Source organism: Larkinella harenae, assembly GCF_054780515.1.
Genome location: NZ_BAAGWE010000003.1, coordinates 330,679 through 355,110, shown reverse-complemented (window position 1 = coordinate 355,110; position 24,432 = coordinate 330,679). Strand labels below are relative to the sequence as shown.

The window sequence follows — 24,432 nt, the reverse complement described above, 5'->3', positions numbered from 1 at the left end:
ATTGTGTATTTCTAGTTCGTTAACTATTCGCATTCAAATTTAAAACCATGCACGTTACATCACCCGTGAGAAACCCACTGGTAACCGGGGGTAAGACATACGCCGACGTGACGGAAGACATCTGCAAGCAGGTCGAAGGGAAACCAACCCGCGCGTGGACCATCGCATTTGTCATTTCGTTTATCGTCTTAATTTACGGTACTTTTTGCCTCTTCTGGACCTGGTGGGAAGGACTGGGCGTCTGGGGTTTGAACAAAACCGTCGGCTGGGCCTGGGATATCACCAACTTCGTATGGTGGGTCGGTATTGGGCACGCTGGTACGTTGATCTCGGCCATCTTGTTGTTATTCCGGATGAAGTACCGGACTTCCATCAACCGGGCGGCAGAAGCCATGACCATCTTTGCGGTAATTTGCGCGGCCAGCTTTATCCTGATGCACATGGGCCGTCCCTGGCTGGCTTATTGGGCATTGCCGTTGCCGAACGCCTTTGGTTCATTGTGGGTAAACTTTAACTCACCCCTGGTTTGGGACGTATTCGCGATCAGTACGTATTTTACCGTATCACTCGTGTTCTGGTACATGGGTCTGGTTCCTGACTTGGCCACCATCCGTGACCGGGCTACTAATAAGGTATCGCGTTATATCTATGGTGCTTTCTCGCTGGGCTGGAATGGTGGAGCTAAAACCTGGGCACGCTATGAATACATCAGCTTGATTCTGGCCGGTATTTCGACGCCACTCGTTCTCTCGGTTCACACAATTGTAAGTATGGACTTTGCAACCTCGGTTATTCCGGGTTGGCACACCACGATTTTCCCTCCTTACTTTGTTGCGGGTGCAATCTTCTCCGGTTTTGCCATGGTACAAAACCTGATGCTGATTACCCGGGTTGTTTTCAAACTGGAAGACTACATCACGTTCGAGCACATCGAGTCGATGAATAAAATCATCACGCTGACCGGTTCGATTGTGGGTGTTGCCTATATCACTGAGTTCTTTATTGCCTGGTATTCAGGCGTTGAATATGAACGGTATGCCTTCTTAAACCGGATGCTGGGTCCGTACTGGTGGGCTTACTGGGCCATGATGACCTGTAACGTAATCTCTCCGCAGCTGTTCTGGTCGCGGAAGATTCGCCGGAGCATCACCTGGACGTTCGTTCTGTCGGTCATTGTTAACATTGGTATGTGGTTCGAGCGTTTCGTAATTATTGTTACTTCGCTACACCGTGACTATCTGCCGTCAAGCTGGGCCATGTTCTCGCCGACGATGTACGACATTGGTGACTATATTTTCTCTTTCGGTTTGTTCTTTACGTTGTTCCTCTTGTTTGCCAAATTCCTACCGGTAATCAACATGTTCGAGGTGAAGGCCATCATTCGGTCAGCCTCTGAAAAGCTGCCAGCATCTGTATCTGGTGTTGCCAAAGGAGATCGTGTAACGAACCCAACTTATAACAAAGACGTCGAGTAGTTTTCGTCTTGAATACTGAAGAACCGGTTTTAAAATCTCATTATAGCAATGGCTCATCATAACGATAGCGCAAAGTTTCTGGTAGGCGTTTACGACGACGACGAAGTTGTCCTGAAAGCTGTGACCGAAGTGAAAAGCGCTGGTGTGCGAATTCACGAAGTTTATACGCCTTTTCCTATTCACGGACTTGACGTTGCCTTAGGCCACCCACGTACGCGGATTGGTATTGCCGCCTTCCTCTTTGGTTTGACGGGATTTCTAACAATGGTTTCCTTGACCTATTATACAATGGGCTACGACTGGCCTATGGTTATTGGGGGAAAAGATAACTATGCCTATCCTGCTTATATTCCGGTAATGTTTGAGCTTACAGTTCTCTTCACCGCATTAGGAATGGTGGGTACATTTCTGGTTTCCAATGGCTTAGGGCCCACGGTGAAACCGTTGATGTTCGATCTTCGCAGCACGGATAACAAATTCGTAATGGCCATTGACCTGAGTAAAAACAAGCATTCAGAAGCTGAAATTGCTACGGTTTTGCGGGCGTCTGGTGCTGCCGAGGTAAATGTAAAACAATTTTAATCCGACTGACGACACATGAAGTTTACGCGACTGAACCGCTCTCTTCTGGTGATGGCAGCCGCCATGCTGACCATAACCGCCTGTAAGCGGGGTCACGACAATCCGGGAACCACATACGCCCCGAATATGTACGAGCCGGTTGGTTATGAGCCATACAAACAGGAAGAAGGGTTCAAAACCCCTTATAGTGAAAAAGGTACCAAGGGTACGGCTTTGTGGCTACCCGTAAAAGGAACCGTATCCCGTCGGAACTACAATACGGCTTTTGGCAAGAGCGATAGTTCGGCCAGAGATCTGATGATTTATAATATTCCGGCTGATAGCATCGAGATTGCTGAGCGTCTAGTGAATCCGGTGCCGCTAACCGAAAAAACGCTAGCGGAAGGAAAAGAATATTACGCTCGTTTTTGCCAACATTGTCACGGTGAAGCCGGCAAAGGGGATGGCTTGGTTGCGGCCCAGTATAAAGGGGTACCTAACTATGCATCAATGTCTGGTATGACGGAGGGGCATGTGTTCCACGTAATCACACACGGTAGAAACCGGATGTGGCCCCACGGCTCGCAGATAACCCCCGAAGACCGCTGGAAGATTGTACATTACGTTCGGAAGCTGCAAACGGGCGGTTAATAGTCTATTGGAAGAATCATTATAGTTCAATAAAAGAATGGCTCATACACATTCAATCCCGTCGCTGGACGAACAATTTGAATTTACAGCCGAAAGCAAGCGGAATCTGACGATCGGCATTGTTGCTGGAGTTGTGCTGGTTGGCATTGGTGCTTTCCTGGCTGCAAAAGGCATTGGTGGACATGAACATGCTGATGCTGCACACGGTGCAGCGGCTCATGGACATGAAGCCGCTCATGGCGCAGCTGAAGGACACCACTACAAATGGACTACCCGTCTGTGGGCTAATGTCTGGGTAAACGCTGTTTACTTTGCAGGAGCATCTGTGATCGGAATGTTCTTTATTGCCTATAACTACCTGGCGCAAGCGGGCTGGTCGGCAGTTTTCAAACGCGTACCCGAAGCATTGCCTGCTTTTCTGCCAATCACAGGGGTGATAATGCTGATAACATTTTTTGTGGCTGGGCATGATCTATTCCACTGGACTCACGAAGGGTTGTATGAGGTTGGAGGTCCAGAATATGATCCAATTATTGCCGGGAAAAAAGGCTTTCTGAATACGCCATTCTTCTTGATTCGCCTGGTAATTTATTTTGTTGCCTGGTACTGGTTATGGCGGGTTGTTCGTAAATTCTCTTTGCAAGAGGATCTGGAGGGCGGAACTGAATACTACGAGAAAAGCATTAAATATTCGACGGCTTTCCTTGTTGTTTTTGCTGTAACTTCCTCTACTTCGGCCTGGGATTTGGTGATGTCAATCGATACGCACTGGTTCAGTACGATGTTTGGTTGGTATACCTTGGCCAGCTGGCACGTAACGGGTCTGGCAATTATTACTTTGATCGTGGTAAGCCTGAAAGAAAAAGGTTTTCTCAAAGCGGTCAACGCAAGTCATCTACACGACTTGGGTAAATTCATGTTTGCGTTTAGTATTTTCTGGGCGTATGTGTGGTTTGCTCAATTCATGTTGATTTATTACGCTAACTTACCGGAAGAAACCATTTATTATCGCGAGCGCTTCAGTGGTCACGGTGGTATTTATCTGGCACCCTTCTGGATTAATTTGTTATTGTGCTTCTTATTCCCATTCCTGGTCTTAATGACCCGGGATGCGAAGCGGACGCCAATTATTCTAAAAGTCGCTTGCTGGGGAATCATCGTTGGTCACTATTTTGACTTTTACAACAACGTAATGCCAGGTACCGTTGGTGAACACGGTGGCTGGGGACCTATTGAATTCGGAATGATTCTGATTTTTGCCTGTGCTTTCATCTGGTCGGTTTCTACGCAACTGACGAAAGCAAACCTGATTCCGAAAAATCACCCGATGTTGGAAGAGTCGTTGCATCACGATATTTAGAACCAGTACTTTTTGTATTAAAATTCATTCTAGCTTGTTATGGTTTACGTTGTAGGACTTTTGTCGTTGGTATTTTTGGTACTGGCAATTCTGGTGCTGACGCGATTGACCTCTGTTTTGAAAGGCGTCAATGGCGGTGACACCACCGAAGAGATCGAACGTGTAGGAACGGGAAACCGTATCAACGCAGTTTTGTTCGTTGTATTCTTTGTTGGCGGGGCAATAGCTGCTACCTGGTCGTTTTTACACGCCCGGCAATATTTCCTCCCCGAAGCATCGTCCCCGCACGGACGGCATACGGATGGTTTGTTCTGGTTAGTTATGTCCATCATCACAATTGCTTTTGTGGTAACGAACGCTTTACTGTTCATTTTTGCGTTCAAATACCAGTATCGCAAGGGGCATAAAGCAACTTACTATCCAGAAAACCATAAACTGGAATTGATCTGGACGGTTATTCCGGCGGTGGTAATGGCGCTGCTGGTTTTCACAGGCTGGCGGGCTTGGCGTGACATCACAAGTGAAGCGCCCGAAGATGCCGAAGTGATCGAAATTGTTGGAAAGCAGTTTAACTGGGAGATGCGGTATGCCGGCGTTGATAATAACAAGCTGGGAAACTATAACTATAAACTGATCGACGCTAACAACAGTTTGGGTATCGATTTGGAAGATGAAGCTTCGTTTGATGACTTCACTGTTTCATCCGAAATGCATATTCCTGTTAACCGTCCGGTGTTGCTTAAAATTCGGGCAAAAGATGTATTGCATAGCGTTTTCATTCCGCATATGCGCGTAAAAATGGATGCAGTGCCGGGCATGCCGACGAAGTTTTGGTTCATTGCCGATAAAACTACGGAAGAGATGCGGAACGAAACCGGTAATCAAAGTTTCAAGTATGAAATCGCTTGTACGGAGGTTTGCGGACGTGGACACTTTTCAATGCGTACAACTGTAGTTGTCGATGATGAAGAATCGTACAAAGCCTGGGTCGCTAAACAAAAACCGTGGTTGACCAACAATCCAGACTATCTGGCTCGTGTACCGGAAAAGCTGAAAGCGAAGGCCGCCAAGTACATTCAGGCGGATTCGGCAGAAACTCCATCCGACAGTACGGCTGCTCCGAGTGAAGAAGGAGCGGGGGCTGCACCTAGTGCATCATTGCGATAACTAACTCTAAGAGACATTAAATTATAATACTATGGCTACCCTTGAGACAAATTCAGCATCGGCGGCTCATGTTGAAGAACATGATCACCATGAAGAGCTGAGTTTTATAAGGAAATATATTTTCTCAGAAGACCACAAGGTAATCGCAAAACAGTACATGTTTTCGGGAATCTTCTGGGCAATTATTGGAGCTTCACTTTCCATCATTTTCCGCTTGCAGTTGGGCTTTCCCAACATGAAGCTGGAATGGTTACGGCCTATACTCGGTGGCTGGATTGACGAGTCCGGAAAGCTGGATCCTGAATTCTACCTGGCGCTGGTAACAATGCACGGAACCATTATGGTGTTCTTTGTATTGACCGCGGGACTGAGTGGGACCTTTAGTAACTTCCTGATTCCGTTACAGATAGGAGCGCGCGATATGGCATCGGGCTTTCTGAATATGCTCTCTTACTGGTTCTTCTTCCTGTCCAGTGTCTTGATGTTCTTTTCATTGTTCATTGAGACGGGTCCTGCTTCAGGTGGCTGGGTTATTTATCCACCTTTGAGTGCTTTGCCACAGGCAATGTCAGGGTCAGGGCTGGGGATGACGCTCTGGCTGATGAGTATGGCCATCTTTATTGTATCACAGTTGCTCGGTGGAATCAATTATATTACAACGGTTATTAACCTGCGTACGCGGGGTATGTCATTCAGCAAAATGCCGCTGACCATCTGGGCGTTTCTGCTGACGGCTATCTTGGGCTTGATTTCTTTCCCGGTACTTTTGTCGGCTGCGCTGCTGCTGATCTTCGACCGGAGCATGGGAACCAGCTTCTATTTGTCGGAAATTTACATTGGTGGAGAAGCATTACCGAACGTTGGAGGTAGCCCCATCTTGTTTCAACACTTATTCTGGTTCCTGGGCCACCCGGAAGTATACATCGTTCTTCTACCAGCTTTAGGAATCACATCCGAAATTATTGCTACGAATTCCCGCAAACCTATCTTTGGTTATCGGGCCATGATTGCTTCCATGATCGGTATTGCCTTCCTGGCGTTTATCGTATGGGCGCACCATATGTTCGTAACGGGTATGAATCCATTCCTGGGGTCAATCTTTATGTTCTTAACGCTGATCATTGCGGTACCATCTGCTGTAAAAGCGTTTAACTACATTACGACTCTATGGCGCGGTAACATTGTATTCACGCCAGCTATGTTGTTCTCAATTGGTCTGGTATCCTTCTTTATTTCAGGTGGTTTGACGGGTATTATTCTTGGCAACAGTGCGCTGGATATTCAGTTACACGATACCTATTTTGTGGTTGCTCACTTCCACCTTGTTATGGGGGCGGCTTCCGCATTCGGTTTTCTGGCGGGGGTTTATCACTGGTTTCCGAAATTCTTCGGCCGGATGATGAACAAAACATTGGGTTATATCCACTTCTGGTTCACATTTGTAGGTATTTACCTGGTTTTCTTCCCAATGCACTATATCGGTATTGCCGGATTCCCTCGTCGGTATTATTCATTCACAACTTACGAAGCGTTCCGCACATTTGGCGATTTGAACATGTTCGTGAGTATTGCAGCTATCTTTACTTTTGTAGCGCAGTTGCTCTTTGTCTGGAACTTCTTCTACAGCATTTTCAAAGGTAAGAAGGCTCCGTTGAACCCATGGCGTTCGAATACACTGGAATGGACTACCCCTGTTCATCCAGGTCATGGTAACTGGCCAGGTGAAATTCCTGCTGTGTATCGCTGGGCATATGATTACAGCAAACCGGGAGCTAACGATGACTTCATCCCGCAGAATGTTCCTTACTCTCAAACTCCAGAATCGAATCTGCCGCATGAAAATGCCTTGATTGCGATCGAGAAAGAGATTGAGGCTCAAAATTATAATGACCAGTTTAAGCAACCTCACTAATAAACGCGAACGCCTGTTCCGGCGCCTGGTTTTACTTGCTGTCATTTCCATCTACCTCGTTATTGTAGCGGGTGGAATTGTCAGAAGTACTGGTTCCGGAATGGGCTGCCCCGATTGGCCGAGGTGTTTTGGACGCTGGGTACCACCAACCGACTTGTCTCAGCTGCCGGCCAATTACCAAGAAATATACGGGGCTAAACTAAAAGGTGAAATAGAATTTAATCCGGTTAAGACCTGGATTGAATACATAAACCGATTGGTCGGAGCAGTGGCCGGGCTGTTGGTTTTTGGTCTTCTGCTGGTTTCAACTCATTATCTACAAAAAGATAAGCGCGTATTTTACGGAAGCCTTCTAGGGCTTTTCCTGATTGGTTTTAACGGCTGGCTGGGATCGCGGGTTGTTGCAACGGAGCTAACTCCTTACCTGGTTACCCTGCACATGTTGCTCGCTATTCTGGTCGTTTTTGTCTTGCTATACGTGATGGCAATTTCGTACCGGGGCCAAGTAGCTGTTGAACCGCTGGCCGGAAATAGAGCGCTTGTAAATCGTATTTTGATCTGGACATTGATTCTGTCGCTGGTTCAGGTTTTGATAGGAACTCAGGTGCGTGAAGCCATTGATGAAGTAATTCAACGGATTGGCTATAGCGAACGTGACCGGTGGATTGATAGCCTTGATTATCGCTTTTACATCCATCGTTCTTTTTCATTGGTAATACTGGCTTTTCATCTGGTTCTGATTTACCAGCTCCGTAAGCACATTACCAGAAAGGGTCTGCTCACGACCTTGACTAATGCGTTGATCGTATTTGTAGCTATCGAAATTGTAACGGGTTTGTTTTTGGCTTATCTTTCTGTACCAGCCTTTGCTCAACCTATTCATTTGACGTTAGCCATTATTATGCTAGGCTTGCAATTTGTAGCTTTGTTAGTGCTGAATGCGGATCGGTTATTAAAAAACCAGGCTGTTCACCAGCCTTATTATTCGAAAGTGTAGAATGCAACAAGCTAAAACTATAAGTGCTAATGCCTTTGCTCTAAAAAGCAAAGCATATTTTGATTTACTGAAATTCCGTTTGTCGGCATTTATTGCTTTGTCGGGCATGTTCGGCTATAGTTTGGCCACTAATTCCAGTGATTGGGGGAAGCTAGGGTTATTGTTTATTGCTTCTGTGGCGATGACCGGATCGGCGAACATAATCAACCAAATTATTGAGAAAGAATACGATAAATTGATGAAACGGACGGCAGGTCGGCCTTTACCGACTGGTCGTTTGAGCGTTCAGGAAGCAGCTATTTTTGCATTTGTCTTATTTGTTGCGGCTTGTTATTTGTTTATCGTCTTTTTTAATCTGCGGGCTTGCGTACTGTCAGTTCTTTCGTTACTTCTCTACGGGTTTGTATATACTCCATTAAAGCGAGTAGGACCGATTGCCGTTTTTGTTGGTGCGTTGCCGGGTGCTTTTCCACCCATGATTGGCTGGGTAGCCGCTACGAATCATTACGGACTTGAACCCGGTATTCTCTTTGCTATTCAGTTTTTCTGGCAATTTCCCCACTTCTGGGCAATTGCATGGGTTGCGGATAAAGATTATACCAAAGCAGGATTCAAACTATTGCCTTCAACAGGAGGGAAAGATGAAAAAACCGCTCTGCAAATCATGCTGTATACCTTGTTTTTATTGCCCGTAGGCTGGTTGCCTTACCAGTTGGGTATGACGGGGCTAAATTCTGCTTTGATTGCTACGGTTTGTGGAATTCTATTTTTGGCTCAAACGTTTTATCTGATGAGAAAACATACGGATAAAGCGGCATTGCAGATCATGTTCGGATCATTTCTGTACCTGCCGATTGTTCAAATTGCGTTCTTATTGGATAAATTATAACAAACTATGAGCGAAGCAGTTAAAATTATGGCAGTGGCGGAGGAGCCCGAAGAGACATTGTCAATGAACCCCAAGAAGTTCATCCTTTGGCTTTTTGTGGTCAGTATTGTGATGTTATTTGCGGCTATGACGAGTGCTTATCTCGTACGGCGTGCAGAAGGAAACTGGCTGGAATTCGAAATGCCCCCCATTTTTTGGTACAGTACGGTGGTCCTGGTGATCAGCAGTGTATCGATGCACTGGGCTTACTGTGCGGCAAAAAAAGATGATTTCGGGGTATTGAGAACAGCAATTTCTATTACTTTTGCGTTCGGGTTGGCCTTTTTGGTAATGCAATTTTTGGGTTGGAAAGACCTGGTTGCCCAAAATGTCTATTTCGTTGGCAACCCGTCCGGATCGTTTTTGTACGTTTTTACCGGGCTGCATGCCTTTCACCTTTTTAGTGGTTTGCTGGTGCTTTTGTTCGCCTTACGAGCTTCTTTTCAGCTGAAAATTCATGCGAAGAACCTGAACCAAATTGAAATTTGTGCGACTTACTGGCATTTTCTGGATGTTCTGTGGGTCTATTTATTTGGCTTTTTACTGTATTTTAATTGATTCAATTTCTGTAAAGCATGGCTGCTACTGCAACAACCGACGCGCCAGTATTTGATAAGAAAACCTGGATGGGCGGGGTAGAACCGATGAAAGCGAGCTACGGTAAGCTGATGATGTGGTTCTTTCTTATTTCGGATACTTTCACTTTCTCCGCTCTGCTGGTCACCTACGGGATGATCCGGTTTAGCTATCCGGCTTATGATCCAGCCGTTCACGGTGAGTTTCACTTCTCAAATCTATACTGGCCAATCCCGGAGAAAGTATACGAAGCGGTACCATTTCTGCACGGTATGGAGCTTCCGCTGGTGTTTGTTGGAATTATGACATTCATCCTTATTTTCTCATCGGTAACAATGGTACTGGCCGTAGAGGCTGGTCATCGGATGGACCGGGCGGCAGTAGAAAAGTACATGCTGTGGACGATTCTGGGTGGTTTGACCTTTCTGGGAAGCCAGGCATGGGAATGGACGCACTTTATTCATGGAACAGATGAGGGTACTGTGATCCGGGAAATTATAGATGGTAAATGGGTTGAGCGGACGATCTTTGGTGCTAACCTGACCGAGAACCAGTATGGCCCCCCGGCTTTTGCTGATCTGTTTTTCTTTATTACAGGCTTCCACGGAACGCACGTATTGAGTGGAGTTGTTTTGAATATCCTGATTTTCTACCGGACGTCTTTTGGCTTGTACGAGCGTCGGGGACACTATGAGATGGTCGAAAAAGTTGGCCTTTACTGGCACTTTGTTGACCTGGTTTGGGTATTTGTCTTTACGTTCTTCTATCTGGTATAAAATAATAAGCTATAGTCAAATCATGGCAGATCATCATTCACATCACCACGATACAGAGCACGGTGTTATTGCTGAACCGCAAACCAAAGGAATCTGGAAAACCTTCATTATTCTGTCGGTCCTGACGGCTTTTGAATTCTTGATTGCGTTTACTGTTCCGCATGGTTTCTTTAAAACGTCGGTCTTCGTAATCATGACCATCGTAAAAGCCTTTTACATCGTCGGCGAGTTTATGCACTTGAAGCACGAAGTAAAGTCATTAATCTGGGCGATTATTCTGCCCTGTATCTTCGTAGTTTGGCTGATGCTTGCCTTGTTGATGGAAGGAAACTTCATCTTTATCGCAAAATAGCATGACGCGTTTGTTAAAAGCCGGAATCCTCCTGCTCCTGTTGGTGGTTCCGGCTTTTATTTTTTTGTTCCTCAAGATCTTCGGCGAGAACCAGTTTACCCTCCAGACCTTTTTTCCAGTGGTCGACGCAAAAACTGGAAAAATCGAAACTCGCCCCGGCAGCGATCCGTTGCTGGGTAACAAAACTCAGGATACGGTTTTTTATACGTTGCCTCCCATCGTTGGCACACTGCCTGGCAAAAAACCATTTTCTACCGCTGCTTTACAGGGTAAACTTTACATTGCGTCGTTTTTTGGATTGGACTGTGATACAACATGTGCGAAAGTGGCCAACCAGGTTAACCGCGTACAGGATATTTTTTCCCAAAATCCGGACGTCATCCTAGTATCGTACGTGGATAATGACTCAGCAGCCCAACACGTTATCCAGTCGAATGAAGTATTGCCCGATAAATGGTTATTGGCCCGACCTGATTCCCTGGAAACTACTTTTGTAGCGGAGCAGTATTATCGTATCAAACAACGTCCTATGACGGGCCGGAAGAACGAAACTTTTACATTATACGAGGGGTTGGTATTGATAGATCGACAAGGGCACATTCGGGGCTTTTATAATGGAACAGATAAAACGGATGTTGATCGATTGGTGCTGGAAATCAGGGTTTTATTAGATATTGATTCAAAAGAATAATTTCTTTCATGGTGACTTTGCAATTAGAACATAGTAAAAAGTATAATCGCCTTATCAATGTTCTGGCTATTGTGATTCCGGTAGTTGTAGCTTTGTTATTGGGTATTCGGCAGAAAATAGATCTGGGAGTCTGGACAACCTACCTGCCACACATCAATGCGATCATTAACTCAGCTACAGCAGCTTTATTACTGCTTGGCTTCTATTTCATCAAACAGCGAAACATCAATGCGCATCGCAATGTCATGCTGACGGCTTTTACGCTTGGGTTTCTGTTTTTGGTAAGTTACGTGCTGTATCATTTGTCGAACGATTCGACCCCGTTTGGTGGAGAAGGGCTTATCCGGCCAGTGTATTATTTCTTGCTGGTTAGTCACATTGCTCTATCGATTGTGGTAGTGTGGTTTGTGCTTCGGGCCGTTTATTTTGCCCTGAGTGGTCAGATCGCCCGGCACAAATCGGTAGTTCGGTGGGCCTATCCCATTTGGTTGTATGTCAGTATCACGGGCGTAATCGTTTATTTTATGATTGCTCCCTATTACCAACATTAATAGTGAACTTGATGAAGAACTGGAAAACCTTTATAGCCACCGGAATACTGTATATTCTGAGTTTGGCGGATACGTTTGCCCAATGCGCTATGTGCAGGGGAACCGTAGAAAGCACAATGAGCAATGGACGCAACCAGGTTGCGGTTGGGTTAAATACCGGAATTCTTTATTTATTTGTCATGCCTTATCTACTGGTTGCGGTTATCATCTTTTTATGGATAAGGACCAGTAAAAAAGAATATGTCCAACGTCTCGAAATTGCAAGCCGTGTCAGACGGGCTATGTCCTAGATGTAGGCGGGGTGAAATTTTTAAATACCCTTTTTACAGTATTCGACACTTTGATGAAATGTACGAACATTGCCCAAATTGTCGGCTTCGTTATGAAATCGAGCCGGGATATTTCTGGGGAGCCATGTTTGTTAGCTACATGTTGTCGGCCGGTGTAGCATTGGTGGCCGGATTCCTGATTTTTTATGGACTTAATGACCCGGATGGCTGGACCTATGTTTTAATCATTTGTCCATTGCTGATTTTGATAACACCAATCAATTTCCGAATCTCACGAATACTTTGGCTTCATTACGTTTCCGGAATTTCTTATGAACCGGATAAACGCTCAGAATTTTAAGTAAACCCCGCCAGGAATGGCGGGGTTTACTTTTTTTAGAAAATTTCGAACCCTCGTGCAACCTTGACCAAGACGGTTTGCATCTTGCTACTGAAAAGGAGCTCACCCTACATGATTCGACGGTTACTGGGATACTCGACGGAAACGCAACTGGTTTCGGCACTGCAACGGGCCGACAGCCGGGCGCAGAAGACGTTGTTCGAACGGTATTCGTCGAAAATGCTGACGATTTGCGTGCGGTATGTGTCCAACCGGTATGAAGCGGAAGAAATTCTGATGGACGGGTTTATGCGGGTTTTTGAAAAGATCGGGCAGTATAAAAGTGAAGGGAGTTTTGAAGGTTGGATTCGGCGCATCATGGTCAATGAATCGCTGATGTACTTGCGCCGGAACAAACAATGGCGGGCTGAAATAGCGTTGGATGATGCACCGGAAGAAGCTGAGCCAGCGTATGCCGACCAGGAGTTGGTTGCAGAAGATCTTCTGAATATTCTGGAACAACTGCCCGCTGGTTATAAGACGGTTTTTAACCTGTATGCTATTGAGGGTTACAATCACGCCGAGATAGCCGATTTATTGGGAATCACAGAAAGTACATCCAAATCGCAACTACACCGGGCCCGAGCGCTTCTGCAACGGTTGGTAGCGCAGGCAGATGTAAAAAAAAAATCGATAAACTATGAGCAAGCATCCTATTGACGATCTGTTTGCCGATCAGTTAAGGAATCATGGTGTAAAGCCGGAGCGGGCAACTTGGGAAGAGTTACAGCGCCGGATGAATGGGAAACAGAAAAACCGTGTGCCTTTTACCATATGGTATGCTTCGGCGGCTAGTGTTGCAGTTGTTGTATTGGCTTCCTGGTGGCTTTGGTCGGTCAAAGATGCCGATAAAACCGATCTGGCCACGAATCAGATTGTCCGGCATGTTCCTGAAAAAACAACACCTACCCGGCAAATGGATGCTGTAGAAGAGACAAAAGTACCTGTTAACAACAGATTAGCAGAATCTTCGGTAATGGCATATCAAAAGCCCGTGACGCCCGCTAAAAGGAAGCAAAATGACACGGATCGCCAACCTTCGGCGTCTGCCGAATCCACAAAGCCGGTGATGCCGCAGGATCCGATGTTGACAGAACCAATAGAAATGCCGGTCATGCGCTTGGCCGAAGCGACGCCGAAAGAATCTGAAAGAACATTGATAGTACGGATTGCAACTCCTGAAATGAAAACTGCCGATGAAGACGTTGACATTGCTACCGAATCAAAGGAATTGGCTGCTGTGGATGATAGTGCAGAAAGACCGCAGAAAAAGCGCTTTCGATTGGGACGGGTCCTGCGGCAAATCAACAAATTAAAGGCTGGAGAAGCTGTAGAGTGGGAGGATGTAGGGGTAAAGCCTGGCGCTTTAATGGCTCGGGCGAGTGAAAAAGTACAGGAAGGAAAAGTGAAAATTGCTGATTCGTATGAAAACCTGCGGTATAACGCATTCCGAAAAAACTCAAACAACAAATAGAACGATGAAAAGTGTATTAACCACCATGCTGATAATAATCAGCAGTTTGGCCTGGGCCAGCCCTGCCAGCTCAAAAGCGGATTCATTGGTGATATTGTTTGGCAACAAAACCCGCCTAGTAATCCACACCAACGATAGGGAAGGAATTCGGCAACTGTCAAATTACGATATCAACAAGATTATCCGGGATATGGGTCTCAAGCTGGATTCGGTTCAAAAAGGAGAAACCTTTATTGTAATTGATGAAAACAAGGTACAACGCTATTTACGGGACACCGTGCTGATCGTTACTCAACAGGACGGTGAAGTTCGGGTTACGATAAAAGAATCGGCAGGACGTAGCTATGACCGTTCGGACAATGATACGGACACCGATGGGCCGGATCGCAACCGCAATCGCCGGCGGAAAAAGGATAATTGGGACATTAGCGCAGAAGGCGCAGGAATCGGGCTTAACACGCTGATTGAGAAAAGTCCAAATCCGAATTATGCTTCCGAAGCGTACAGACTTCGGCCCCTCGGCTCGCGTTACATCAGCCTAGCGCTGAGTCAGGCACCTACTTTAGCGCGCAGCCAGCATGTATCGCTAAAACTTTTTTACGGGCTGGAAGTATCCTGGAACAATTACATGTTCGAAAACGATGTTATTGCGCAAAAAGGGGCAGATGGAGTTGTGTTTGCCGACGCTGGCAGGGATTTACGGAAAAGTAAGCTTACCATGTGTACAATTAACCTGCCCGTGGTGCCACGACTTAGTTTTTACAGTAGCAGCGGACGGAAACTAGGCCATCTGGGCTTTGGAGGGTACGCGGGTTACCGGGTGGATAGCTATACAAAAATTAAGGAACAGGATGGGAACAAGGAACGCCAACATTCCAATTTTTACCTGAATGATTTACGCTACGGATTAATTGCACATATCGGAATTGCCCGTATGAATTTCTTCGTCAAATACGACTTGAATCCGCTTTTCGCTGAGAATCGGGGTCCGGATGTGCGTACATTAAGTTTCGGAATCGGCCTCTGAGAGCCGTTTGACCTCTCAAAGTAAACCGCTGTTGGCTTGAGTCCAGTAGCGGTTTTTGAGCGTTAAAATCGATAATCCTAAATTTATTTTAAGTGAATAGTTGACATAGAGAAAAAAGGATGTAATTTTGCAACTCCATTGGCAGAAGAGCCGGATGGAATTGAGTAAAAAAGTACTTTTTAGGCTAAAAGGGGAGTTTCCAGAGTGGCCAAATGGATCAGACTGTAAATCTGCTGGCGAACGCCTTCGGAGGTTCGAATCCTCCACTCCCCACAAGCTCAACAACGAATATTTCAGTAAGCAGTTGAGATAATAAGCGGGAGTAGCTCATTTGGTAGAGCGGTAGCCTTCCAAGCTTCAGGTGGCGGGTTCGAGCCCCGTCTCCCGCTCCAGATAATGAATAGTGTATTATGAATGTGACGAGTCAATCATTTTCATTCTACATTATTCATTTTTCGTAGAAAAAGCAGTATATAAGCCGTTGTAGCTCAGGGGTAGAGCACTTCCTTGGTAAGGAAGAGGTCAGGGGTTCAAATCCCCTCAACGGCTCAGAAACGGCTAAATTTTAAATAAAAAATAAAAACCAGTTCAATTTAAGCTTTTCCAACAATGGCTAAAGAAAATTTTGACCGTTCCAAGCCGCACGTCAATATTGGTACGATTGGTCACGTTGACCACGGTAAAACGACCTTGACCGCTGCCATCACGAAAGTGTTGTCAGAAAAGGGTCTGGCTGAAAAACGTGACTTCTCGTCGATCGACAACGCACCGGAAGAAAGAGAGCGTGGTATTACCATCAATACTTCGCACGTAGAATATCAGACGCAAAACCGTCACTATGCACACGTTGACTGTCCGGGCCACGCTGACTATGTGAAGAACATGGTTACGGGTGCTGCTCAGATGGACGGTGCTATCCTGGTGGTAGCCGCTACAGATGGTCCGATGCCGCAGACCCGCGAGCACATCCTTCTGGCTCGTCAGGTAGGTGTTCCTCAGCTGGTTGTATTTATGAACAAAGTGGACATGGTTGACGATCCAGAACTTCTGGAACTCGTTGAAATGGAAATCCGCGAGCTGTTGAGTTTCTACGAATACGATGGCGACAACATTCCGGTTATTCAGGGTTCTGCTCTGGGTGGTCTGAACGGCGACGCTAAATGGGTTGCTACGATCGAAGATCTGATGGCCAACGTAGATAGCTATATTCCGCTGCCTCCGCGTCAAACGGATCTGCCGTTCCTGATGCCGGTAGAAGACGTATTCTCGATCACAGGTCGTGGTACGGTTGCTACGGGACGTATTGAGCGGGGTATCATCAACTCAGGTGAGCCAGTTGAAATCCTGGGTATGGGTGCAGAAAACCTGAAATCAGTTGTAACGGGTGTTGAAATGTTCCGGAAAATTCTGGATCGTGGCGAAGCCGGTGACAACGTAGGTCTGCTGCTCCGTGGTATTGAGAAAACCGATATCCGTCGGGGTATGGTTATCTGTAAACCAGGTTCTGTAAAACCGCACGCTAAATTCAAAGCTGAGGTTTACGTTCTGTCGAAAGAAGAAGGTGGCCGTCACACGCCATTCTTTAACAAATACCGTCCGCAGTTCTATTTCCGTACCACGGACGTAACGGGTGAAATCTCCCTGCCAGCCAACGTTGAGATGGTTATGCCAGGTGATAACATCACGATTGAGGTTCAACTGATCAACAAGATTGCTATGGAGAAAGGTCTTCGCTTCGCTATTCGCGAAGGTGGCCGGACGGTTGGCGCTGGTCAGGTAACGGAAATCCTCGACTAAGGTAAAAGTAACTGAACAAATGCATTTCTTTCGGGGAATGCATTTGTTTTTTATGATAATTTGGTATCTTTGCAGTCCGTTTCAACGGGCAAACAGGAATAGAGAGAAAAGAGATAAGATAAAAAGCTGGTTTAGTTCTCTTTTATCTTACGTCTTTTCTCTTTCTTCTAATCAATACACGGGTGTAGTTCAAGGGTAGAATAGCGGTCTCCAAAACCGTTGATGGGAGTTCGAATCTCTCCACCCGTGCCAATCACATCACAGATGGACAAGGTTTCCTCATTTCTGAAAGACTCCTGGGAGGAGGTTCAGCATAATGTTACATGGCCGAAGTTTAGTGATCTGCAAGCCAGCTCTACGTTGGTTTTGATAGCATCGCTGATTTTTGCACTACTGGTAGGAGGCATCGACTTTTTGTTTGAGAACGCACTGAATTTGTTTTATCAGTCGTTCTGATGCCGGGTCATGATTGTCGCTGAGTGATTCGTTCATTAAATCAAGCAGCAGCAATTACAAATCGTAACAATTTCACGATGGAAAGCGGAATAAAATGGTATGTCGTCCGGGCTATCTCTGGCCAGGAGAAAAAGGTCAAATCGTATCTGGAAAATGAAATTACCAGACAGGGTTTGAGTGACTTTGTTCCACAAATTCTGATTCCTTCCGAAAAGGTTTACGAAATGCGAAACGGGAAGAAACGGGTTCGGGAAAAGACCTTCTTTCCGGGTTATATTTTGATTTCTGCCGATCTTTCTAATGGCGAAGTAATGCACGTCATTACCAGTATGCCGGGCGTTTTGGGTTTCCTGGGTAATTCCAATGGACCTACCAAAATTCCGGTACCGCTGCGCCAGGCTGAAGTAAACCGTATTCTGGGGAAGGTTGATGAGGAAACTCAGGAAGTGACCACTCCAACGGTTTCATTCCTGAAAGGAGAATCGGTGAAAGTTGTGGATGGCCCGTTCAGCGGTTTTATCGGTACGGTCGAAGAAGTTTTCGACGAGCGGAAGAAGCTGAATGTTGTCGTCAAAATTTTCGGTAGAAATACCCCTGTAGAGCTGAGTTACGCACAAGTAGAAAAGGAAATATAAAACAAGCTATGCCCGAGACGATGCCGTCAATGCTTCCCACTGGACGGACAGTCATTTGCAGGGCTTAGCGTAACAAACCAGAAGCAATGGCAAAAGAAGTAGTTGGCTACGTGAAATTGCAGGTGAAGGGTGGTCAAGCCAATCCCTCTCCTCCGATTGGACCGGCGCTGGGTTCCAAGGGTTTGAATATCATGGAATTCTGCAAGCAGTTCAACGGTCGGACGCAGGACAAGATGGGCATGGTTCTCCCGGTACTGATCACGTACTACAAGGACAAATCATTCGATTTTGTCATCAAAACACCGCCTGCCCCCATCCTGTTGATGGAGGCTGCCAAACTGAAAACCGCATCGGCTCAGCCGAACCGGAACAAAGTTGGCTCAGTAACCTGGGATCAGGTGAAGCAAATCGCTGAAACCAAAATGCCAGATCTGAACGCCTTCACCATCGAATCTGCGATGAAGATGATTGCCGGTACCGCCCGGAGTATGGGAATCACGGTATCGGGGACAGCTCCCTGGGACAATTAATTTCAGCCGTCAAATTCAGCGAAGATCATGGGAAAACTGACAAAAAAACAAAAAGAGGCTCAGAGCAAATACGATGTTGCGCAAGAGTACTCATTGGCGCAGGCAGCCGAGATTTTAAAGACAATCTCTTATACGAAGTTTGATGCTTCTGTGGATATCGATGTTCGTTTGGGCGTTGATCCCCGGAAAGCCGATCAGATGGTACGGGGTGTAGCTACACTGCCACATGGTACGGGTAAAACCGTTCGGGTGTTGGTGTTGTGCACGCCGGATAAAGAAGCCGAAGCAAAAGAAGCAGGTGCTGATTATGTGGGGCTGGACGAATACATTACTAAAATCGAACAAGGCTGGACGGACATTGATGTGATTATCACAATGCCGAGTGTGATGGCCAAAGTCGGAAAGCTGGGCCGGGTACTGGGGCCGCGCGGTTTGATGCCAAACCCGAAGTCGGGTACGGTAACACCCGAAGTGGGCAAAGCCGTCCGTGAAGTGAAAGCCGGTAAAATCGACTTTAAAGTTGATAAATTCGGTATCATTCATACCAGCATCGGGAAAGTATCGTTCACGCCGGATAAGCTGGCTGAAAATGCACAGGAAGTTATCGCAACATTACTGCGCCTAAAACCTTCTTCTTCGAAAGGTACGTATGTAAGAACGATTCATTTGTCCAGCACAATGAGTCCGAGTGTAGTAATTGACAAAACGACGGTATCAGGACTGTAACATGACACGGGAAGAAAAAGGAGCAATTATTGAGGAGCTGAGCGAGAAGTTCAAGTCAGTTCCCTACTTCTACATCACCGATGCCAGTGGCATGTCGGTTGCCGAAGTAAACAAACTGCGCCGGATGTGTTTCGACCAGGGCATCGAATATGTAGTAGTTAAAAACACGTTGATCCGGAAAGCTCTGGAGACGCTGGATACGGATTACGCTTCATTCGATGATACGGTATTGAAAGGTTTTTCCGGGGTAATGTTTCACGCAGAATCGGGCAAAGTTCCGGCTAAGCTGATCAAACAATACCGCAAAGAAGCTGGTAACGATAAGTTGAAACTGAAAGGTGCTTCAGTCGATTATAGCCTGTTCATTGGCGCTGATCAACTGGATACCCTGTTGACGCTGAAGAGCAAACAAGAACTGGTTGCCGACGTTATCGCCCTGCTGCAATCACCCGCCAAGAATGTTATTTCTGGTCTTCAGGGTGGTGGCAACAAATTGGCCGGTATCCTCAAAACATTGTCGGAGCGCGAAGCGGCTTAATACCCCGCTGCCCGATGTAGTAGTGTATTTAAAATCAATTTTGTAACAATCTAATCAAGAATACGAAAATGGCAGATTTGAAAGCGTTCGCAGAGCAGCTTGTCAACCTGACGGTAAAAGAAGTTAACGAACTGGCTGCTATTCTGAAAGACGAATACGGTATCGAGCCGGCTGCTGCCGCTCCAGTAATGGTAGCTGGTGGTGCAGGAGCTGGTGGTGACGAAGCCGCTGCTGCTCCTGAGAAAACGTCATTCGACGTGATCCTGAAGGCAGCTGGTGCCAGCAAACTGGCTGTTGTGAAACTGGTGAAAGACCTGACGGGTCTGGGCCTGAAAGAAGCCAAAGAATTGGTTGACACCGCACCGAAACCGGTAAAAGAAGGTGTTGCTAAAGACGAAGCCGAAGCACTGCGCAAGCAACTGGAAGAGGCTGGAGCTGAAGTTGAAGTAAAATAACCCTGCTTAGGGATTTACTCTCTCCCCCGGGAATAGGCCTGGCATCTGTCAGGTCTTTTCCTGTTTGGGGAGTTTTGCGCTGTACAAACGGGCGAGAATAAACTATTTTCCCGTATATTACGTTGTCCGATTACGCCCTATTATACACTACAGGTATACGGACGAAATACTATCGATCACTATAACTAAACGCAACGAGGTCTTGGCTACGAAAACAACCACGCGTATAAGTTTTGCGAAAATCAAACCAGTGATCGAATATCCGGATTTTTTGGATGTTCAGATACAATCTTTCCAAGATTTTTTTCAGTTAGACACCCCTTCTGATAATCGTTCGAAAGAAGGTTTGTTTAAAGTTTTTCAGGAAAATTTTCCGATTTCTGACTCCCGCGAAAACTTCGTACTGGAGTTCATTGATTATTCTGTTGATCCACCGAAATACTCCGTTGACGAATGCATCGATCGGGGACTGACGTATTCTGTACCGCTGAAAGCTAAATTACGGCTTTCCTGCAATGATGCAGATAACGAAGACTTCGAAACTATCGAACAGGAAGTATTTCTGGGGAACATTCCGTACATGACCGCCAAAGGTTCGTTTGTCATTAACGGAGCGGAACGGGTAATTGTTTCGCAATTGCACCGTTCACCTGGGGTGTTCTTCTCGATGAGCAAGCACACCAACGGAACGAAATTGTATTCAGCACGGATCATTCCGTTTAAAGGTTCATGGATTGAATTTTCAACCGACGTCAACAATGTCATGTATGCTTATATCGACCGGAAGAAGAAATTCCCGGTAACGACATTGCTGCGTGCCATTGGTTTCGGTTCGGATAAGGAAATCCTGGATTTGTTCGGATTGTCTGAAGAAATACCGGCAACGCCGGCAAGCCTGAAGAAAATAGTTGGCCGTCGGCTGGCTGCTCGGGTACTGCGGACGTGGACGGAGGACTTTGTGGACGAGGATACGGGTGAAGTCGTGTCGATCAGCCGGAATGAAGTATTGATGGAGCGTGATTCGGTTGTTACGTCGGATCACATCGATACGATTACTGATTCCGGTCAGAAGTCGATTATTCTGCACAAGGAAGATATGAACGTAGCGGATTATAATATCATTTATAATACGCTGCAAAAAGATAGCTCTAACTCAGAAAAAGAAGCGGTTGAACAAATCTACCGCCAGCTTCGGAACACGGAAGCGCCGGACGAGCAAACCGCCCGTGAAATTATCCAGAGTTTGTTCTTCTCGGATAAGCGGTACGATCTGGGTGATGTAGGCCGGTACCGGATCAACAAAAAGCTGGGACTGGACGTAGCGGCTGACACGAAAGTATTGACGACGGAAGATATTGTTTCCATCGTGAAATACCTGATTGGCCTGATCAACTCCAAAGCGGTTGTTGATGATATTGACCACTTGAGCAACCGGCGCGTCCGGACGGTAGGTGAGCAATTGTACGCTCAGTTCGGTGTCGGTTTGGCCCGGATGGCCCGGACCATCAAAGAGCGGATGAACGTTCGTGATAACGAAGATTTCAAACCGGTTGATTTGATCAACGCCCGGACCCTGTCTTCGGTCATCAACTCGTTCTTTGGAACTAACCAGCTCTCGCAGTTCATGGACCAGACGAATCCGCTGGCCGAAGTGACGCACAAACGTCGCATGTCGGCACTCGGACCCGGTGGTCTATCGCGTGAGCGGGCCGGTTTTGAGGTTCGTGACGTTCACTATACGCACTACGGTCGTCTGTGTACAATTGAAACGCCGGAAGGTCCGAATATCGGGTTGATTTCATCGCTCTGTGTTTACGCCAAAGTAAACAGCATGGGCTTCATCGAAACCCCGTACCGCATTATTGAAAGCGGACAGGTAGCCCAGGATCAACCGGTGAAATACCTGACGGCGGAAGAAGAAGATACGCACTACATTGCGCAGGCAAACACGGAGGTAGATGGTGAAGGAGCCCTAACGGGTGACCGGATCAAATCCCGTTTTGAAGGGGACTTCCCAATGTCAGAGCCGACCAGTGTAACCTATATGGACATTGCGCCGAACCAAATTGTGTCGGTGGCGGCTTCGATGATTCCGTTTCTGGAGCACGATGATGCCAACCGGGCTTTGATGGGGTCGAACATGCAACGGCAGGCGGTTCCGCTTCTGCGCCCACAGGCCCCGATTGTCGGAACCGGTCTGGAAGGACGGGTTGCCATCGATTCACGGGCTCTGGTGATCGCTGAAGAAAACGGGGTTATTGACTTTGTTGATTCTACGAAGATTGTGGTTCGCTACGATCTGGCCGACGATCAACGGTTAGTAAGCTTCGACGACGATCTGAAAACATACAACCTGATCAAGTTCCGACGGACCAACCAGGATACCTGCATCAACCTGAAGCCGATGGTGCTGAAGGGGCAGCGGGTGAAAAAAGGAGAACCACTTTGCGAAGGATACGCAACGGAAGGTGGCGAACTGGCGCTTGGCCGGAACATGAAAGTGGCTTTCATGCCTTGGCAGGGATACAACTTTGAGGATGCAATTGTGATTTCGGAGCGTGTAGTTCGCGAAGATATCTTCACATCCATTCACATTGAAGAATTTGAACTTGAAGTTCGTGATACCAAGCGTGGTGAAGAGGAGTTGACGGCGGAGATTCCGAACGTTTCGGAAGAAACCGTGAAAAACCTCGACGAAAACGGTATCGTGCGGGTTGGTACGGAAGTGAAGGAAGGCGATATCCTGATTGGTAAAATCACACCAAAAGGAGAAAGTGATCCGACACCGGAAGAAAAACTGCTCCGCGCCATCTTTGGTGACAAAGCCGGTGATGTGAAGGATGCTTCCAAAAAAGCACCGCCGTCGCTGAAAGGCGTGGTAATCGATACCAAGCTGTTCTCCCGCCCGAATAAAGACGAGCGTTCGAAGCACAAAGATGAAATCAAGGCGTTGATGAAACGCTATAGCCGGGAGTTGGTCGGCGTTCGCGAGAAGATGATCAACAAGATGTCGACGCTGCTGGAAGGTAAGACTTCACAGGGCATCAATCACAAATTCGGCGATAACATCACCAGCAAGGGCGTTAAGTTTACCCGGAAAAACATCACGGATAACCTCTTCCCGGACAAAAACCCGTACCGCGACGAAAGCAGCTATTCGGTACCAGAAGAAGTTAACCTGTTGGGTGATTTGCTGATTGAAGGCTGGACAGACGATCCGCACACCAACAAGTTGTTGACCCAGATGGTTAAGAATTACAATAACCGTCGGAACGAGATTACGGGCCGTTTCAAACGCGAGCGGTTTACCTTGGAGGTTGGTGATGAGCTGCCGGCAGGTATTGTGAAACTGGCGAAAGTTTATGTTGCCAAGAAGCGGAAGCTGAAAGTAGGTGATAAAATGGCTGGTCGTCACGGTAACAAGGGGGTAGTTGCCCGGATTGTTCGGGATGAAGACATGCCGTTCCTGGAAGACGGAACGCCAGTGGATATCGTACTGAACCCGCTTGGTGTACCTTCCCGGATGAACCTTGGACAGATTTACGAAACCGTCTTGGGATGGGCCGGTCTGAAACTGGGTCGCAAGTACGCAACCCCGATTTTCGACGGTGCCACTGAAGATCAGGTGGTGGCCGAACTGAATGCTGCCGGTCTGCCGTCGTTCGGTCGGACGTATTTGCACGACGGTTTGTCGGGCGAACGTTTTGATCAACCCGTTACGGTCGGTGTCATTTACATGCTGAAACTGGGTCACTTGGTTGACGATAAAATGCACGCCCGTTCAATTGGACCTTACTCACTCATTACGCAGCAGCCGTTGGGTGGTAAGGCACAGTTTGGTGGACAGCGGTTTGGCGAAATGGAGGTATGGGCACTCGAAGCATTCGGGGCGTCGCATATTCTTCAGGAAATTCTGACCGTAAAATCCGATGACGTGGTGGGACGGGCTAAGGCCTATGAAGCCATCGTAAAAGGCGAAAACCTGCCGAAACCCAACATTCCGGAATCGTTCAACGTGTTAGTACACGAGTTGCGCGGTCTGGCTCTCGAGGTTACGATGGATTAACACCAGCTGATTTTTGGCCCGCAGACCAACCGGTGTGCGGGCCAAAAGCGGCTATAAGAATA

The 24,432-nt window shown here is 46.9% G+C and carries 25 protein-coding genes and 4 tRNA genes; all 29 read left to right on the top strand.

What is annotated here, in order from left to right:
* The first annotated feature begins 47 nt into the window (after positions 1 to 47).
* Positions 48 to 1,475: an NrfD/PsrC family molybdoenzyme membrane anchor subunit gene (nrfD, locus tag ACYVH9_RS18535; protein WP_460637875.1), complete on the top strand. Its 1,428-nt coding sequence runs from the start codon at positions 48 to 50 to the stop codon at positions 1,473 to 1,475.
* A gap of 48 nt (positions 1,476 to 1,523) precedes the next feature.
* Positions 1,524 to 2,057: a DUF3341 domain-containing protein gene (locus ACYVH9_RS18530; RefSeq protein ID WP_460637874.1), complete on the top strand. Its 534-nt coding sequence runs from the start codon at positions 1,524 to 1,526 to the stop codon at positions 2,055 to 2,057.
* 15 nt (positions 2,058 to 2,072) lie between these two features.
* Positions 2,073 to 2,687 (top strand): c-type cytochrome, encoded by a 615-nt coding sequence (locus tag ACYVH9_RS18525; protein ID WP_460637873.1) that lies wholly within the window; start codon positions 2,073 to 2,075, stop codon positions 2,685 to 2,687.
* 37 nt (positions 2,688 to 2,724) lie between these two features.
* Positions 2,725 to 4,047 carry a quinol:cytochrome C oxidoreductase gene (locus tag ACYVH9_RS18520; RefSeq protein WP_460637872.1) on the top strand — a complete coding sequence of 441 codons (1,323 nt, stop codon included), beginning with the start codon at positions 2,725 to 2,727 and terminating at the stop codon, positions 4,045 to 4,047.
* 39 nt (positions 4,048 to 4,086) lie between these two features.
* Positions 4,087 to 5,214, top strand: coding sequence for a cytochrome c oxidase subunit II (locus tag ACYVH9_RS18515; RefSeq protein WP_460637871.1), 1,128 nt, complete (start codon positions 4,087 to 4,089; stop codon positions 5,212 to 5,214).
* Between the two features lie 31 nt (positions 5,215 to 5,245).
* Positions 5,246 to 7,126 carry a cytochrome c oxidase subunit I gene (locus ACYVH9_RS18510; protein WP_460637870.1) on the top strand — a complete coding sequence of 627 codons (1,881 nt, stop codon included), beginning with the start codon at positions 5,246 to 5,248 and terminating at the stop codon, positions 7,124 to 7,126.
* A complete protein-coding gene (locus tag ACYVH9_RS18505) occupies positions 7,101 to 8,123 on the top strand; it encodes a COX15/CtaA family protein (RefSeq protein WP_460637869.1) in 1,023 nt (340 codons plus the stop codon). Before ACYVH9_RS18510 ends, ACYVH9_RS18505 begins: the two co-directional genes overlap by 26 nt.
* 1 nt (position 8,124) lies before the next feature.
* On the top strand, positions 8,125 to 9,012 hold the full coding sequence (cyoE, locus tag ACYVH9_RS18500) for a heme o synthase (RefSeq protein WP_460637868.1): 888 nt from the start codon (positions 8,125 to 8,127) through the stop codon (positions 9,010 to 9,012).
* 6 nt (positions 9,013 to 9,018) lie between these two features.
* Positions 9,019 to 9,609 (top strand): cytochrome c oxidase subunit 3, encoded by a 591-nt coding sequence (locus tag ACYVH9_RS18495; protein ID WP_460637867.1) that lies wholly within the window; start codon positions 9,019 to 9,021, stop codon positions 9,607 to 9,609.
* Positions 9,610 to 9,626: 17 nt separating this feature from the next.
* Positions 9,627 to 10,403, top strand: a complete 777-nt coding sequence (locus tag ACYVH9_RS18490; protein WP_460637866.1) for a cytochrome c oxidase subunit 3 — start codon at positions 9,627 to 9,629, stop codon at positions 10,401 to 10,403.
* A gap of 22 nt (positions 10,404 to 10,425) precedes the next feature.
* Positions 10,426 to 10,755 (top strand): cytochrome C oxidase subunit IV family protein, encoded by a 330-nt coding sequence (locus ACYVH9_RS18485; RefSeq protein WP_460637865.1) that lies wholly within the window; start codon positions 10,426 to 10,428, stop codon positions 10,753 to 10,755.
* A 1-nt stretch (position 10,756) separates the two neighbouring features.
* Complete coding sequence (locus ACYVH9_RS18480) at positions 10,757 to 11,446, top strand: SCO family protein (RefSeq protein WP_460637864.1); 690 nt, start codon at positions 10,757 to 10,759, stop codon at positions 11,444 to 11,446.
* An 8-nt stretch (positions 11,447 to 11,454) separates the two neighbouring features.
* Positions 11,455 to 11,997, top strand: coding sequence for a DUF420 domain-containing protein (locus ACYVH9_RS18475; RefSeq protein WP_460637863.1), 543 nt, complete (start codon positions 11,455 to 11,457; stop codon positions 11,995 to 11,997).
* 240 nt (positions 11,998 to 12,237) lie between these two features.
* On the top strand, positions 12,238 to 12,627 hold the full coding sequence (locus ACYVH9_RS18470; RefSeq protein ID WP_460637862.1) for a DUF983 domain-containing protein: 390 nt from the start codon (positions 12,238 to 12,240) through the stop codon (positions 12,625 to 12,627).
* Positions 12,628 to 12,738: 111 nt separating this feature from the next.
* Positions 12,739 to 13,326: an RNA polymerase sigma factor gene (locus ACYVH9_RS18465; protein WP_460637861.1), complete on the top strand. Its 588-nt coding sequence runs from the start codon at positions 12,739 to 12,741 to the stop codon at positions 13,324 to 13,326.
* Entirely contained in the window at positions 13,307 to 14,140 is an 834-nt protein-coding gene (locus ACYVH9_RS18460; RefSeq protein ID WP_460637860.1) for a hypothetical protein, read from the top strand. The genes ACYVH9_RS18465 and ACYVH9_RS18460 overlap by 20 nt, the downstream gene beginning before the upstream one ends.
* Positions 14,141 to 14,144: 4 nt before the next feature.
* Positions 14,145 to 15,167 (top strand): outer membrane beta-barrel protein, encoded by a 1,023-nt coding sequence (locus ACYVH9_RS18455; protein ID WP_460637859.1) that lies wholly within the window; start codon positions 14,145 to 14,147, stop codon positions 15,165 to 15,167.
* 190 nt (positions 15,168 to 15,357) lie between these two features.
* A tRNA-Tyr gene (locus tag ACYVH9_RS18450) sits at positions 15,358 to 15,440 on the top strand.
* Between the two features lie 43 nt (positions 15,441 to 15,483).
* Positions 15,484 to 15,559 (top strand) — tRNA-Gly (locus ACYVH9_RS18445).
* An 85-nt stretch (positions 15,560 to 15,644) separates the two neighbouring features.
* Positions 15,645 to 15,716 (top strand) — tRNA-Thr (locus ACYVH9_RS18440).
* A gap of 60 nt (positions 15,717 to 15,776) precedes the next feature.
* Entirely contained in the window at positions 15,777 to 16,964 is a 1,188-nt protein-coding gene (tuf, locus tag ACYVH9_RS18435) for an elongation factor Tu (RefSeq protein ID WP_265993608.1), read from the top strand.
* Positions 16,965 to 17,142: 178 nt separating this feature from the next.
* Positions 17,143 to 17,216: transfer RNA gene (locus tag ACYVH9_RS18430), tRNA-Trp, on the top strand.
* A gap of 12 nt (positions 17,217 to 17,228) precedes the next feature.
* On the top strand, positions 17,229 to 17,420 hold the full coding sequence (gene secE, locus ACYVH9_RS18425; protein ID WP_460638162.1) for a preprotein translocase subunit SecE: 192 nt from the start codon (positions 17,229 to 17,231) through the stop codon (positions 17,418 to 17,420).
* Positions 17,421 to 17,497: 77 nt separating this feature from the next.
* A complete protein-coding gene (gene nusG, locus ACYVH9_RS18420; protein WP_460637858.1) occupies positions 17,498 to 18,055 on the top strand; it encodes a transcription termination/antitermination protein NusG in 558 nt (185 codons plus the stop codon).
* 86 nt (positions 18,056 to 18,141) lie between these two features.
* Positions 18,142 to 18,585 carry a 50S ribosomal protein L11 gene (rplK, locus tag ACYVH9_RS18415; RefSeq protein WP_460637857.1) on the top strand — a complete coding sequence of 148 codons (444 nt, stop codon included), beginning with the start codon at positions 18,142 to 18,144 and terminating at the stop codon, positions 18,583 to 18,585.
* Positions 18,586 to 18,612: 27 nt separating this feature from the next.
* Positions 18,613 to 19,311 carry a 50S ribosomal protein L1 gene (gene rplA / locus ACYVH9_RS18410; RefSeq protein ID WP_460637856.1) on the top strand — a complete coding sequence of 233 codons (699 nt, stop codon included), beginning with the start codon at positions 18,613 to 18,615 and terminating at the stop codon, positions 19,309 to 19,311.
* Position 19,312: 1 nt separating this feature from the next.
* Positions 19,313 to 19,849 (top strand): 50S ribosomal protein L10, encoded by a 537-nt coding sequence (gene rplJ / locus ACYVH9_RS18405; RefSeq protein ID WP_460637855.1) that lies wholly within the window; start codon positions 19,313 to 19,315, stop codon positions 19,847 to 19,849.
* Positions 19,850 to 19,917: 68 nt separating this feature from the next.
* A complete protein-coding gene (gene rplL, locus ACYVH9_RS18400) occupies positions 19,918 to 20,304 on the top strand; it encodes a 50S ribosomal protein L7/L12 (RefSeq protein ID WP_460637854.1) in 387 nt (128 codons plus the stop codon).
* A 202-nt stretch (positions 20,305 to 20,506) separates the two neighbouring features.
* Entirely contained in the window at positions 20,507 to 24,370 is a 3,864-nt protein-coding gene (rpoB, locus tag ACYVH9_RS18395) for a DNA-directed RNA polymerase subunit beta (RefSeq protein ID WP_460637853.1), read from the top strand.
* Positions 24,371 to 24,432 lie beyond the last annotated feature (62 nt).